Annotated in this window: 10 protein-coding genes; 8 read left to right on the plus strand and 2 right to left on the minus strand. The window is 68.1% G+C overall.

Going from position 1 to position 14,709, the window contains the following annotated elements; genetic code table 11:
• Window positions 1-67: 67 nt before the first annotated feature.
• A complete protein-coding gene (locus tag IC535_RS06170; RefSeq protein WP_228884962.1) occupies window positions 68-1,117 on the minus strand; it encodes a DUF1176 domain-containing protein in 1,050 nt (349 codons plus the stop codon).
• A gap of 128 nt (window positions 1,118-1,245) precedes the next feature.
• Complete coding sequence (locus IC535_RS06175; protein WP_228884960.1) at window positions 1,246-2,298, minus strand: DUF1176 domain-containing protein; 1,053 nt, start codon at window positions 2,296-2,298, stop codon at window positions 1,246-1,248.
• Window positions 2,299-2,461: 163 nt separating this feature from the next.
• On the opposite strand from IC535_RS06175, the gene IC535_RS06180 reads away from it, so the two are divergent.
• The 8 genes from IC535_RS06180 to IC535_RS06215 all read left to right on the plus strand — a co-directional run bounded on the left by IC535_RS06180 (window position 2,462) and on the right by IC535_RS06215 (window position 14,645).
• A complete protein-coding gene (locus tag IC535_RS06180; RefSeq protein WP_429000330.1) occupies window positions 2,462-5,344 on the plus strand; it encodes a VIT domain-containing protein in 2,883 nt (960 codons plus the stop codon).
• Window positions 5,345-5,395: 51 nt separating this feature from the next.
• The gene (locus IC535_RS06185; protein ID WP_429000329.1) at window positions 5,396-6,301 is read left to right on the plus strand and encodes a LytTR family DNA-binding domain-containing protein; all 906 of its coding nucleotides are present in this window, start codon (window positions 5,396-5,398) and stop codon (window positions 6,299-6,301) included.
• A 55-nt stretch (window positions 6,302-6,356) separates the two neighbouring features.
• A protein-coding gene (prfB, locus tag IC535_RS06190) for a peptide chain release factor 2 (protein ID WP_228884954.1) occupies window positions 6,357-7,482 on the plus strand; the annotation gives its coding sequence in 2 pieces (ribosomal slippage) (window positions 6,357-6,431 and window positions 6,433-7,482; 1,125 coding nt in all).
• Between the two features lie 99 nt (window positions 7,483-7,581).
• Complete coding sequence (locus IC535_RS06195) at window positions 7,582-8,364, plus strand: helix-turn-helix transcriptional regulator (protein ID WP_228884952.1); 783 nt, start codon at window positions 7,582-7,584, stop codon at window positions 8,362-8,364.
• 221 nt (window positions 8,365-8,585) lie between these two features.
• Window positions 8,586-9,971 carry an NAD-dependent succinate-semialdehyde dehydrogenase gene (locus IC535_RS06200; RefSeq protein WP_228884951.1) on the plus strand — a complete coding sequence of 462 codons (1,386 nt, stop codon included), beginning with the start codon at window positions 8,586-8,588 and terminating at the stop codon, window positions 9,969-9,971.
• Between the two features lie 62 nt (window positions 9,972-10,033).
• On the plus strand, window positions 10,034-11,677 hold the full coding sequence (locus tag IC535_RS06205) for an acetolactate synthase large subunit (RefSeq protein ID WP_228884949.1): 1,644 nt from the start codon (window positions 10,034-10,036) through the stop codon (window positions 11,675-11,677).
• A gap of 120 nt (window positions 11,678-11,797) precedes the next feature.
• Entirely contained in the window at window positions 11,798-13,309 is a 1,512-nt protein-coding gene (gene lysS / locus IC535_RS06210) for a lysine--tRNA ligase (protein ID WP_228884947.1), read from the plus strand.
• A gap of 196 nt (window positions 13,310-13,505) precedes the next feature.
• A complete protein-coding gene (locus IC535_RS06215; RefSeq protein WP_267472910.1) occupies window positions 13,506-14,645 on the plus strand; it encodes a response regulator in 1,140 nt (379 codons plus the stop codon).
• The last annotated feature ends 64 nt before the right edge of the window (window positions 14,646-14,709 follow it).

Consider the following 14,709-nt stretch of genomic DNA (forward strand, 5'->3'; position numbering starts at 1 on the left):
CGGCAAGGTGATTCTCTGGCGACGGCTGAGCAACGTCCGATGACAGGGTAGTTGGTAGCCGAGGGGCTTACTCCTGCACCCGGGTCACCACCATCGGCATCTGCCATGGCCCGCCAAGGGTGACAAGGCGGCATAGGCCGGTAGTAAATGCCGATATGGGGACAAAATCCTTGCCATCCCACCCCCAGCTCTTCGCCGATAAACAGTCGCCAAACACGCTCCTCTGTGATGCGAAAATGTGACTTGCCCCAGTACTTTCGTCGGCCGATATGGTGACCAGGTCAGCCTGATAGGATTCGCGGTGGTTGACCATCCAATAGCCGAACCCTGCGTTTTGCCCCCCTATCCAGCATTGGGTGGAAACCAGTAGTTTGCTGCCGCTTAATCTGCGTACGGTCAGGGGGTAGTCGCGTTCGTCGGAGAACAGGTCGGGGCATCGTTCCTGCAGTTCCGCACGCGTGCTGGCACGCAGAGCCGAGCGCAGGGAAGGGGATCGTTCCAATGCTCTATCCGCCGCGCGGGTCGGCGGTGGGGTCACCAGCTTGACGATTGGCACGGCAAGTGCGACCGGAACGCTGTTCTCGCTGCGGTTGCCTTTGCGCAGCAGCGCACCGGGGGTGCCAAGCCGACCTTGGAATTCATCCGTCTTCAACAGCACGGCGGCGGCGCCCTGGTCGGAGAGGCGCCACACACGATTACTGTCATCGCCATCAACGACAAGAATTTCGCTGTCAACGGTCAGTGCACGTAACAGGGCGGTAACCTGCCGGGAAGTCAGGCCTGGCCCGCGATCCACTACTGGCCCCAGGTCACTGCCATTGATGCGCAGGCGTAGCGATGATGGCGGCGGGGGCTGGTCAATATCGCCGATGGCCAGTTGCGCGGTAACCGGCTGGCGAGGCCCGCCCTTGCGGGTCAGCAGCACGGAAACCGGGGCATGTTCACCGGAATCCGGCTGGTAGCCCGCTGCGCGACAGGTGCGGGTGTTGTCGCAGGCCACCATCCAATCGCCATGATGGAACTCGATGCCCTTGGGTGAGGTCGCGGCGAGGCAGGGCAGAATGCCCAGCAACGACAGCACTGAAGCCAGATTCAGGCGTTTGTAGACGGGGCGCATCGGGTGCAGCTCATGGTGGGGTGCATAGAATCGCCGCCACCACCACCAGGTAGCCATGCAACTAGTACGAATTTCTTCGACGATGATGTGCACAGGCAACGCATCACCGCGCGTTCGGCCGAGCCGCGTTATTCCACCACCTTGCTCACCAGCGTCGGCATCTCCCACGCCCCACCGGCGGCGACCAGGCGGCACAGGCCGGAGCTGGATTCGGCGGTCTTGACGAACTGGCTGCCGGTCCAGCCCCAACTGGTGGAGTGCCAGCAATCGCCCAGGCCGCGGCCCTTGTGGCCTTGCTCGATGGTGCGCAGTTCGTCGCCCACCGCCGAGGCGGTGACCAGCTGCGGCTGGTAGGGCGCGCGGTCGTTGACCACCCAGTAGCCATCGCCGGTGTTGTAGGCCGCGCGCCAGCACGGTTGGGAGACCAGCAGCTTGTCGGCGCTGAGGCGTTGTACGGTGATTTCCTGCGGGCCTTCATTGGCGATCATGCTGTCGCCCGGATGCAGGGCTTCGCAGGTGTCGGCCGGAGTGGCCGCGGCCAGCGCCTTGCGCAGCGCGGCGGAGTTGGCCAGGGCTTGATCGGCCGGCCGTGCGGCGACCACCTTGCCCAATACGATCACCGGCGTCGGCAGGGCCGGCAGTACGGTGGTTTCGGCCTTGCTGCCCTTGCGGATCAACGCGCCGGGGGTGCCCAGGCGGCCCTGGAATTCGTCCATCTTCAACAGGGCCGCCGAGGCGCCGCGGTCGGACACGGTCCACTGCTTGCCATCGTTGCCGCGCAGCACGATGCGGCTGTTGCCGGCCAGCGATGCCAGCAGGGCGGCGACCTGCGCCGGCGACAGTTCGGCGGTGCCGTCGGCGGCGTTGTACTTCAAAGCGCCGGGCTTGGCGTCGTTGATCTGCAGGGACAGCTGCCCGGGCAGGGTGATCGGGTCGTACTGGCCCAGCATCACCTCGGCGCTGACCGGCTGGTTCGGGCCGGCCTTGCGGGTGAGCAGGATCGAGACCGGTTCGCCGCCGTTCTCGCCGGCCTGGTAACCGGCCGCGCGGCAGGTGCGGGTGTTGTCGCAGGCCACGGTCCAGTCGTGGTGGCTGAAGCTCACCCCGGCTATGGGCGCGGCAGCGTGGGCCGGAGCCAAAGGGGCCAACAGCAGCAGGGGCAGCAGGACAGGCAGGCGCATGGAACGTCCTTGTAGGCAGGCAATCGGGGGAGCCGCATCTTGGCTTACCCGGCGCCGCGCGCCAAGCGTTGCGGCGGCCAACCCCGTTTGCCCGCATGATCCGTTCAACCTGCTGTCATCGGATCGGGAGCGTCACATGCAACGCGCACTGGGTGGGATCGGCATGCTCGGCATGCTGTGGTTGGGAACGCAGGTGGGCATGGCGCAGACGCGTCCGGCGGTGGCCCCGCTGCTGCAGGTGTCCGGCGCGGAAGTGCCGGTGCAGCTGCGCCGGGTACGCCTGGACAGCCACGTGGTGGCGGGCATGGGCGAGACCCGCATCGAAATGGAGTTCCACAACCCCAATGCGCGGGTGCTGGAGGGCCAGTTGGAGTTCCCGCTGGCCGATGGCCAGCAGGTAACCGGCTTCGCGCTGGATATCGATGGCGCGCTGCGTGAGGCGGTGCCGGCACCCAAGGCGCAGGGGCGCCAGGTGTTCGAGGCGATCGAGCGGCGCCAGGTCGACCCGGGCCTGCTCGAACAGACCGCCGGCAACCAGTTCCGGCTGCGGGTGTATCCGATCCCCGCGCGCGGCAGCCGCCGCGTTGCGCTGACCCTTCGGCAGACGCTGCCGGCCGATGCGCAGGGCCTGCGCTGGAACCTGCCGTTGCAGTTCGCGCGCGGCGCCGCGGAGGTCAGCGTGCGCATGGATGCCAGCGGCACCGGGGCACCGGTGCCCAGCACGCCGCTGCCATGGCAGTTCCGGCTGCAGGACGGCGCATACCGCGCGCAGTGGCAGGGCCGCGGCGACGCGTTGCCGGCGCAGGCGCAGTGGCGGCTGCCGCAGGTGCGGCAACTGGATGCGGTGACCGGTGGGCATGACGGCGAACGCTACCTGCTGGCGCAGATTCCGCTGCCGGTGCAGGCCGTGGCGCGGCCGCTGCCGACCCGGGTTGGGCTGCTGTGGGATGCCTCCGGCTCGGCACGGCAGCGCGACCGCGCCGTCGAGCTGGCAGTGCTGGACCGCTACTTCGCCGCGATCGGCGAGGGCCAGGTGCAGCTGACCGTGCTGCGCGACCGGGCCGAACCGGTGCGCAGTTTCGATATCCACCGTGGCGACTGGAGTGCGCTGCGTGCGTATCTGGCCACGCTGCCGCTGGACGGTGCCAGCGCGCTGGGCGCGTGGACACCTCGCGCGCAGGTGCAGGAATACCTGCTGGTCAGCGATGGGCTGTCCAACTACGGCAGCGGGGCCTTGCCGGCGCTGCAGCGCGGCCAGCGGCTGTTTGCACTGAGCACTGCCGGCGCGCGCACCGATGCGGCGCGCCTGCGCGCCTGGACCGGGGCCCACCAGGGCCGGGCGCTGGTGCTGTCCAGCCTGGCCGAGGTGGAGGCGGCGCTGCCGCTGCTGTTGCAGCAGCGCGCCGAGGTGGTCGGGCTGGAAGGGCGTGGGGTGGACCGGCTGGTGGCCGACGCCAGCCGTGCCGGCCAGGGCTGGCTGCGGGTGATGGGGCGGGTGCAGCAGCCTGGCGGCGAGCTGAGCGTGCGCGTGCGGCTGGCCGATGGCCGGGTGCATGCGCAGCGCGTGGCGATATCTGCCGCGCGCGCACTGGACGGTGGCCTGGTGGCGCAGGCCTGGGCCAGCGCGACGCTGGCCGGGTATGCCGCCGACCCGGTGACCAATGCCGAGGCGATGCGTACGTTGTCGCGGCAGTTCGGGCTGGTCGGTGCGGACACCTCCTTGCTGGTGCTGGAAACCCTGGACGACTACCTGCGCTACGGCATCCGTCCGCCGGCGCCGCTGCAGGCCGACTACGACCGCCTGCATGCGCTGCGCATCGACGATGCGCAGCAGGCGCGCAGGCAGCGATTGGACCAGCTGGCGCTGCAGTTCGCCCAGCGCCAGCAGTGGTGGAACACGCCCTGGCCGAAGGGCGCGCCGATCGGGGTGGCCGGGCTGATCAAGCCGATGGCGGTGGCCGATGTGGCGGCCAGTGTCGAGGAAAGCATGGCGTACCAGCCGGCGCCGGCCAACGACGCGATGGCCCGGCCGGCCCCGCCCGCACCGGCTGCGCCGATGGCACGAGCACAGCGTGCGCGTGCCACCGGGCTGGATTCGGTCGAGGTCACCGGCAGCAAGGCCAGCGACACCGCCAACCGCGGTGCCATCGGCATCGCCCTGGCGCCGTGGGCGCCGGACTCGGCCTATGCGCGCCGCCTGCGCGATGCGCCGCCGGCGCAGCTGTATGCCACCTACCTGTCCGAACGCGACCAGCATGCCGGCAGCAGCGCCTTCTACCTGGACGTGGCCGACCTGCTGCTGGCCAAGGGCCAGCGCGAGCTGGCGCTGCGGGTGCTGTCCAACCTGGCCGAGATGCAGCTGGAGAACCGCCACGTGCTGCGCGTGCTCGGTTACCGGCTGTTGCAGGCCGGCGCGCCCGAGCTGGCGGTGCCGGTGTTCCAGGCGGTACTGGCGATGGGCGAGGAAGAGCCGCAGAGCTTCCGCGACCTGGGCCTGGCGCTGGAGGCCAGCGGCCAGTACCAGGCCGCGCTGGCCAGCCTGTACGAGGTGGTGGTGCGGCCCTGGGACAGCCGCTTCGATGGTATTTCGCTGATCGCGCTGGATGAGCTGAACACCCTGATCGCGCGCGAGCGGGTGGACGCCACGGCGGTCGACCCGCGCCTGCGCCGGGCCATGCCGCTGGACCTGCGCGTGGTGCTGAGCTGGGACAGCGACAACAGCGACATGGACCTGTGGGTGACCGACCCCAATGGCGAGCGCGCCTACTACGGCAACCGCCTGACCCACCAGGGCGGGCAGATGTCGCAGGACTTCACCGGCGGCTACGGCCCCGAGCAGTTCTCGCTGCGCCAGGCCAAGCCCGGCAAGTACAAGGTGGAGGCCAACTTCTTCGGCAGCCGCGAGCAGCTGGTCACCGGCGCCACCACGCTGAGCCTGCGCCTGAGTACGCACTGGGGCACCGCCAGGCAGCGCGACCAGCAGGTCACCATGCGCCTGAAGGACCGTGCCGAGACCGTGCTGGTGGGGGAATTCGAGGTGAAATGAGCCGCGGCGCCGTTACCATCTGCGGTTGATGCCTGCTTGCCGCCCCTGCGCATGGACCGCCCGATGACCTCCCGCACCTCCCCCCGTTGGCGCCCCTCGACCCGTTGGCTGGTCTGGGCGGCGATCCTGCTGGCCACCGCGCTGGCCAATGCCCTGGTCGAAGTGATGGATACCCAGCGTCGCGGCGGCAGCCTGGCGCTGTGGGAGCCGCTGGTCTGGGAACTGAGCAGCGTCGGCATCATCGTGCTGACCCTGCCGCTGCTGTGGTGGGGCTGCCAGCGCTGGCCGCTGCATGCCGATACCTGGAAGCGGCGGCTGCCGCTGTACCTGCTGGCCAGCGTGGCCTGGTCGCTGGTGCACGTGGCGGGCATGATGCTGCTGCGCCAACTGGCCTATGCCAGCGTGGGCGAGCACTACCAGGACGGTTCGGCGTGGCCCACCCGGCTGCTCTACGAATACCTCAAGGACGTGCGCGCGTTCTTCACCTTCGTGGCGATCGAACACTTCTTCAGCTGGTTCGGTCGCCGGCGCCAGGGCGAGGCGCACCTGTTGGCCGCGCCCGAGGATGCACCGCCGGTGGAAGCGGTGGACCGGCCCGAGCGGTTCCTGGTGCGCAAGCTGGGGCGCGACTTCCTGGTGGCCACCGCCGATGTCGAGTACGCCCAGGCCGCCGGCAACTACATGAACCTGCACGTGCGCGGCCACGACTACCCGCTGCGCAGCACCCTGGCCGCGCTGGAGGCCCGGCTGGACCCGGCCCGGTTCGTCAGGATCCACCGCAGCTACGTGCTCAACCTGGGTTTCCTGGTCTCCATCGAGCCGCTGGACAGCGGCGAGGCGCGGGTGCACCTGGCCGACGGCAGCGCATTGCCCTGCAGCCGCCGCCAGCTGCCGGTGCTGCGCGCGGCGCTGGGGCAGGGCGGCACGCTGCCGGGGCCTGCCGCCGCGCCAGCATGAACGGGCGGCCTGGGCTACAATTCCGGTCTTGTCCCAAGCCTTCAACACTGCCGCCATGCTAGAGCTCAATCCCGTGCGCCAGCGAATCACCGATCTGACCGATCGCGTGGTCTCGCTCAGGGGGTATCTTTGACTACGACGCCAAGCAAGAGCGTCTGGAAGAAGTAACCCGGGAACTGGAAAACCCGGATATCTGGAACAACGCCGAGTACGCCCAGAACCTTGGCCGCGAACGCGCCAACCTGGAAAAGACCGTGGGCGGCATCGCCACCATCCTTGACGGCTTGTCCGAATCGGGCGAACTGCTGGAACTGGCCGAGAGCGAACAGGACGAAGAGACCGCCTTGGCCGTGGTCGCCGACCTGGACAAGTACCAGAAGCACGTCGAACAGCTGGAGTTCCAGCGCATGTTCTCCGGGCAGATGGATACCGCCGCGGCGTTCGTCGACATCCAGGCCGGCGCCGGCGGCACCGAAGCCCAGGACTGGGCCGAAATCCTGCTGCGCATGTACCTGCGCTGGTGCGAATCGCGCGGCTGGAAGACCGAACTGATGGAAGTCTCCGGTGGCGATGTGGCTGGGATCAAGTCGGCCACCCTGCGCGTGGAAGGCGATTACGCCTATGGCTGGCTGAAGACCGAGACCGGCGTGCACCGCCTGGTGCGCAAGTCGCCGTTCGACTCGGACAACCGCCGCCATACCAGCTTCACCTCGGTGTTCGTGTCGCCGGAAGTGGACGACAACATCGAGATTGACATCAACCCGGCCGACCTGCGTACCGACGTGTACCGCTCCTCCGGCGCCGGCGGCCAGCACGTCAACAAGACCGAGTCGGCGGTGCGTATCACCCACATCCCGACCAACACGGTGGTGGCCTGCCAGACCGGCCGCAGCCAGCACCAGAACCGCGACAACGCGATGAAGATGCTGGCCGCCAAGCTGTACGAGCTGGAAATCCAGAAGCGCAACGCCGAGCGCGACGCGGTGGAAGCCACCAAGTCCGATATCGGCTGGGGCAGCCAGATCCGCAACTACGTGCTCGACCAGAGCCGGATCAAGGACCTGCGCACCGGCATCGAACGTTCGGACACGCAGAAGGTGCTCGATGGCGACCTGGACGAATTCGTCGAAGCCAGCCTGAAGTCGGGTCTGGCGGTCGGTTCCAAGCGCGTCGATGCCTGAGGCCGGCCCGACGGCAGCCGTGTTGCGCGCTGCCCGGGCGACCCGGCGCGGGATGTCGATGACGTCCCGCGCCGCCTCTGGTTCTTGCCAGGCAGGGCGATGATGCGCAGCGAGGGCGAGCGCAAGGAACTGGGCGGCTTCCTCAAGGCCTGCCGCGACCGGGTCGACCCGGCCACGCTAGGCCTGCCGGCCGGGCGCCGGCGCACCCCGGGGCTGAAGCGCGAGGAGGTCGCGCTGGCGATCGGGGTCAGCGTCAGCTGGTACACCTGGATCGAGCAGGGGCGTGAAGTGCGTGCCTCGCCGGAGGTGCTTGATCGGCTGGCGCGGGTATTGCGGATGAGCGATGACGAGCGCGTCTATGCCTTTGCGCTGTCCGGCTACGGGGTGCCGCTGGACTCCCCGGACGAATCGGTCACCGCAGGCCTGCGCCAGCTGGTGGAGGCCATGCAGCCGATCCCGGCCTATGTGCGCAATACCCGGTTCGACATCCTGGCGTGGAATCCGGCCATCGCCGACCTGTTCGTCGACTACAGCCAACTGGCGCGGCATGAGCGCAATACGTTGCGCTTGATGTTCCTGTACCCGCCTTACCGCAGCTTGATCCTGAACTGGGAAGAGATGGCCCGCGGACTGCTTGCCGGCTTCCGCGCGGCGATGGCGCAGGCGCAGGACAAGGCGCCGTTCCTGGCGCTGGTCGAGGACATGGCCGCGCACAGCGAGGATTTCCGCCGGTGGTGGCCTGAGCACGATGTGCGTCGTTTCGACGAAGGCGCCAAGCGCCTGAACCATCCCACCCGCGGCCTGCTGGACCTGCAGTACGTGGCGCTGGTACCGGAAAGCCGGCACGACCTGTCCCTGGTCACCTACCTGCCGCGGCGCTGACGGCGGACACCGGTGGCGCTTCATCCACGCATGGCGTGGATCCACAGATGGACGGCGCGGTCGTAGATCAACTCCACGCGTGGATGCCTCTCCGGCCCGCATTCAGGCAGGTAACTCCCAGTCACAGGATACGCAGACGCCTTGTTGTCCCGGTTCAACGGGTCCACATTTCGTTGAGGAAACGGGTCACCGGCCCGTTGTCGAGACGACAGGAGAACCGCATGTCCGCTTCCACCACTGCCGCCATTTCGCGCGATCCGGCCACCGGCCAGGAGATCGCCCGCCACCCGTTCATCACCGACGCTGCGCTGGGCGCGCTGCTGGACCAGGGCCGCGCCGGCTTCACGGCCTGGAGCGCGCAGTCGCTGGAGCAGCGCGCCGGCGTGCTGCGGTCGATGGCGGCGGTGCTGCGCCGCGACCGTGAGCCGCTGGCCGCGCTGGCCACCGCCGAGATGGGCAAGGTCCGCGCCGAAGCGCTGGCCGAAATCGAGAAATGCGCCGTGCTATGCGAGTGGTACGCCGACAACGGCGCGCAGTGGCTGCGCGACGAGGCCACCGCGGTGGCCGACAACAAGGCCTATGTGTCCTACCTGCCGTTGGGGGTGGTGCTGGGCATCATGCCGTGGAACTTCCCGTACTGGCAGGTGATGCGCGCGGCCGTGCCGATCCTGATGGGCGGCAACGGCTTCCTGCTCAAGCCGGCGGAGAACATCGTCGGCACCGCCCAGCTGCTGGATGCCGCCTGGCGCGATGCGGGTCTGCCGGCCGGTACGTTCATCGCCGCCAACATCAGCCGCGAGGGCACCAGCGCGGCGATTGCCGATGACCGCATCGCCGCGGTGACCCTCACCGGCAGCGTGGCCGCCGGCCGCAGCATCGCCGCCCAGGCCGGGCAGGCGTTGAAGAAGGTGGTGCTGGAACTGGGCGGCTCGGACCCGTTCATCGTGCTGGCCGATGCCGACCTGGAAGCCGCGGCCGATGCCGCGGTTGCATCGCGCTTCCAGAATGCCGGGCAGGTCTGCATCGCCGGCAAGCGCATCATCGTCGAAGAGGCGGTATACCCGCGTTTCGTGGCGTTGTTCTGCGACCGGGTCAAGGCGCTTACCGTCGGCGATGGCCGCGAGGCCGGCAGCCGCATCGGCCCGATCGCCCGCCAGGACCTGTTGGAACAGCTGGATGCGCAGGTACGTGCGTCGGTCGATGCCGGCGCGCAACTGCTGGCCGGCGGTTACCAACTGGACCGTCCCGGCAGCTTCTATGCGCCCACCGTGCTGGGCGATGTCGAACCGGGCATGCAGGCCTTCGATACCGAGACCTTTGGTCCGGTGGCCTCGATCAGCCGTGCGCGCGATGCCGACCATGCGGTGGCACTGGCCAACCAGAGCGAATTCGGCCTCAGTGGCAACCTGTGGAGCGCCGATCTCGAGCGTGCCAGGCAGCTGGCGCGCCGGCTGCAGACCGGTGGCGTGTTCGTCAACGGTTTCTCCGCCTCCGACCCGCGCGTGCCGATCGGTGGGGTGAAGAAGAGCGGTTTCGGTCGTGAACTGTCGCATTTCGGTATCCGCGAGTTCGTCAACGCGCAGACGGTGTGGTTCGACCGCCGTTGACGCCGGCCGCTGCCCCTGTCTGCAACGATCCACAACACTTCCAGCAAGAAGGACGTCATTCCATGTCCAAGGGTTCCGATCTGCTCGTCGCCGCACTCGAAAACGAGGGTGTCGAGCGTATTTTTGGCATTCCCGGCGAGGAGAACCTCGACGTCGTCGAGTCGCTCCGCCATTCGCGCATCGAACTGGTCATCACCCGCCATGAGCAGGCGGCGGTGTTCATGGCGGCAACCTACGGCCGTCTGACCGGCAAGCCGGGGGTGTGCCTGGCCACGCTCGGCCCGGGGGCGCTCAACTTCACCACCGGTGCGGCCTACGCGCTGCTGGGGGCGTGGCCGGTGATCATGATCACCGGGCAGAAGGGCATCGTGGCCAGCAAGCAGGCGCGCTTCCAGATCGTGGACATCGTCGCCACGATGAAGCCGCTGACCAAGTCCGCCCGCCAGATAGTCTCGGCGCGCACCATTCCCACCATCGTGCGCGAGGCGTTCCGTACCGCCCAGGAAGAGCGTCCCGGCCCGGTGCTGCTGGAGCTGCCCGAGGACATCGCGGCGATGCAGGTCGAGGACGTGGCGCTGATCCCGACCCACCCGGTCGACCGGCCGGTGGCCAGCCCCGAAGCGCTGGATCGCGCCGCGCAGATCATTGGCGATGCCCAGCGACCGCTGCTGGTGATCGCTTCGGCGGCGTCGCGGCCGCAGTCGAGCGAGGCCTTGTCGGCGTTCGTGCTGCGCGCCGGCATTCCGTTCGTCACCACCCAGATGGGCAAGGGCGCGGTGGCCGGTGGCTCTGGCCTGTACATGGGCACCGCGGCATTGAGTGAGCGCGACTACGTGCACATGGCCATCGACCAGGCCGACGTGATCATCACCATCGGCCACGAGGTCACCGAGAAGCCGCCGTTCGTGATGCGCCCGGGCGGCCCCACGGTCATCCACATCGGGTATTCGCAGGCCGCGGTGGAGCAGGTGTATTTCCCGCAGGTGGAGGTGATCGGCGATATCGGCCGTTCGTTGACCCTGCTGGCGGACCGTATCGAGGGCAAGGTTGCCAACGCCGCTGCGCTGCTGCCGCTGCGCGCCACGATCCTGGAGCACATCGCCGACCGCGCCGACGCACCGGGTTTCACCCCGCAGCGGCTGGTGCACGACGTACGCCAGGTGATGCCGGCGGACGGCATCGTGGCGCTGGACAACGGCATGTACAAGATCTGGTTCGCACGCAACTACCGCACCCAGGTAGCCAACACGCTGCTGCTGGACAACGCGCTGGCGACCATGGGCGCCGGCCTGCCCTCGGCGATCATGGCCGCGATCCTGTACCCGCAGCGACGGGTGCTGGCGGTATGCGGCGACGGCGGCTTCATGATGAACAGCCAGGAGCTGGAAACCGCGCGCCGGCTCGGCCTGAACCTGGTGGTGCTGATCCTCGACGACGGCGCCTACGGCATGATCCGCTGGAAGCAGGCGGTGGATGGCTTCGCCGACTACGGCATGACCTTCGGCAATCCGGATTTCGTCAAGTACGCACAGGCCTATGGATGCACCGGCCACGCGGTGAGCGCCATCGAGCAGTTCATCCCGACCCTGGAAGCGGCCTTCAACGCCGGCGGCGTGCACCTGGTGTCGGTGCCCATCGACTATTCGGAGAACCAGCGGGTGCTGGTCGACGAACTGCGCCAGGCCTTCCCGCCGACGGCGGGCTGAGCGGGCCGGAGGCGGCCGGGCCGGGGCGGGCCCGGCGGCGGGCAGGGCGGTTTTGCTATGCTGTACAACCGGCCTGTGCCGGCTGCAAGCCCCCCTCAACTACCCGATTCCCGCAGATCCATGAGCGAAGCTACCGATACCCTCCCCGTCGACGAAAACAAGTTGATCGCCGAGCGCCGCGAGAAACTCAACGCGCTGCGCGGGCAGGGGATCGCGTATCCGAACGATTTCCGTCGTGCGCAGTTCGCCGGCAGCCTGCAGGAAGAGTTTGCCGACGCCGAGCAGTGGACCGCCGAGGCGCTGGAAGCCACCGACCGCCAGGTGAAGATGGCCGGCCGGCTGATGGCCAAGCGGGTGATGGGCAAGGCCAGCTTCGCCCAGATCCAGGACGAGTCCGGCCGCATCCAGCTGTTCCTGCAGGGCAGCACCCTGGGCGATGCCTACACCGCCTTCAAGGGCTGGGACGTGGGCGACATCATCGCCGTCGAGGGCAGGCTGACCCGGACCAAGACCGGCGAGCTGTCGGTCAAGGCCACCAGCCTGCGCCTGCTGACCAAGTCGCTGCGCCCGCTGCCGGACAAGTGGCACGGCCTGGCCGACGTGGAGCAGCGCTATCGCCAGCGGTATGTCGACCTGATCGTGACCCCGGAGTCGCGCGAGGTGTTCATCAAGCGCTCGCGGATCATCCGCGCCATGCGCGCCTGGCTGGACAACCGCGACTTCCTGGAAGTCGAAACGCCGATGATGCATTACATCCCCGGCGGCGCCACGGCCAAGCCGTTCACCACCCACCACAACGCGCTGGACCTGGACCTGTACCTGCGCGTGGCCCCGGAGCTGTACCTCAAGCGCCTGGTCGTGGGTGGCCTGGAGCGCGTATACGAGATCAACCGCAACTTCCGCAATGAAGGCGTGAGCACCCGGCACAACCCGGAATTCACCATGATGGAGCTGTACGAGGCCTATGCCACGTACACCGAAGTGATGGACCTGACCGAAGGGGTGATCCGCGACGTGGCCAGCCAGGTGCTGGGCACCACCACGGTGGTGTGGGACGGCGCCACGATCGACCTGGCCCCGGCCTTCCGCCGCTGGCGCATGGACGAGGCGGTACGCCACCACAACCCGGAGATCAGCGCCGCCGACTGCACCGACCGCGATGCGCTGGCCGCCCATTGCGAGCGCCTGAAGATCCGCATCAAGCCGTCCTACGGCTGGGGCAAGCTGCTGCTGGAGATCTTCGAAGCCACCGTCGAGCACACCCTGGTCCAGCCGACCTTCATCACCGACCACCCGGTCGAGGTCTCCCCGCTGGCCCGCGCCAATGACGACCAGCCCGGCTACACCGACCGCTTCGAGCTGTTCATCAACGGCAAGGAGCTGGCCAACGGCTTCTCCGAGTTGAACGACCCGGAGGACCAGGCGGCGCGGTTCCAGGCCCAGGTGACGGCCAAGGAAGGCGGCGATGACGAGGCCATGCATTACGACGCCGACTACATCCGTGCGCTGGAGTACGGCATGGCCCCGACCGGCGGCCTGGGGATCGGCATCGACCGGCTGGTGATGCTGCTGACCGGCAGCAGCTCGATCCGTGACGTGCTGTTGTTCCCCTATATGCGCCCGGAAAACTGAGAACTGCGTCCCGGGTGGCCCGATGGGCGCCCGGGCGGGGTTCCGCTGCCGGGGCGGCCCGGGTATGGTGCCCACGTAGCCATCCACGACAGCAGTCGGGATGGTGCAGGCACATGGGCGGGTTCGGCGATGCGTGACATCGGCATCACACTGTGACCACGATCATGAACCGGGAGATCATGTCGGAGGCGGAGCCATGCAAGGTGCCAGTGTGCAGAGTGGCGGAGTATCCTCTCCGCAGCATGTCCCAGTGTGGTCCAGGAAGACGACGGAAGCAGCCTTGAATATTGTCATCGTTGACGACCAGACGTCCGCGCGAACCATGCTGCGCCATGTGATCGAGGACATCGCGCCGGAGCTGAGCGTGCATGACTTCGGCGACCCGCTGACCGCGCTGGCCTGGTGCGAGTCGCAGGCGGTGGACCTGTTGCTGCTCGATTACCGCATGCCGGAGATGGACGGGCTGGAGTTCGCCCGCCGCTTCCGCCGGCTGCCCAAGCACCGCGACATCCCGGTGATCCTGATCACCGTGGTCGGCGACGAGCCGGTCCGCCAGGCCGCGCTGGAGGCGGGCGTGATCGATTTCCTGGTCAAGCCGATCCGCCCGCGCGAACTGCGTGCCCGCTGCTACAACCTGCTGCAGTTGCGCCAGCAATCGGAAAACGTCAAGCAACGCGCGCTGTCGCTGGAGCAGCGGCTGCTGGCCAGCATGCACGAGGTGGAAGAGCGCGAACGCGAGACGCTGTCGCGGCTGGCGCGGGCGATCGAGTTCCGTGATGCCGGCACCAGCGCCTACCTGGAGCGGATGGCGCACGTGGCCGGACTGATCGCCGAGCAGCTGGGCCTGCCCGAAGAAGAATGCAAACTGATCGAAATGGCCGCCCCGCTGCACGACATGGGCAAGATCGCCATTCCCGACGCGGTGCTGCTCAAGCAGGGCAAGCTCAACGAGGAAGAGCTGGCGATCATGCGCCGCCATCCGCGGATCGGCTATGAACTGCTCAGCGGCAGCCAGAACCGCTTCATCCAGGTGGGCGCGTTGATCGCGCTGCGCCATCACGAACGCTACGACGGCAGCGGCTACCCCGACGGCCTGATCGGCGATGCGATCCCGCTGGAAGCGCGGATCGTGGCGGTGGCCGATGTGTTCGACGCGCTGATCTCGCCGCGTCCCTACAAGGAAGCATGGACGATGGAGGCGACCCTGGCCTACCTGTACGCCCAGCGCGGGCGCCTGTTCGACCCGCGCTGTGTGGATGCCCTGCTGCGCGGCCGCGAGCAGCTCGACGATATCTGCGCCCAGCACTCGACCGCGTCATTACGCCCGGGGATGTGAGATGCCGTCCCTGTACCCGCGGCTGAAGCGCCGGCTGGCGCATCGTCCGGATACCGAGCACGGG

This window comes from Stenotrophomonas rhizophila, from assembly GCF_020857975.1.
In the GTDB taxonomy this organism is placed as follows: Bacteria; Pseudomonadota; Gammaproteobacteria; order Xanthomonadales; family Xanthomonadaceae; genus Stenotrophomonas; species Stenotrophomonas rhizophila_C.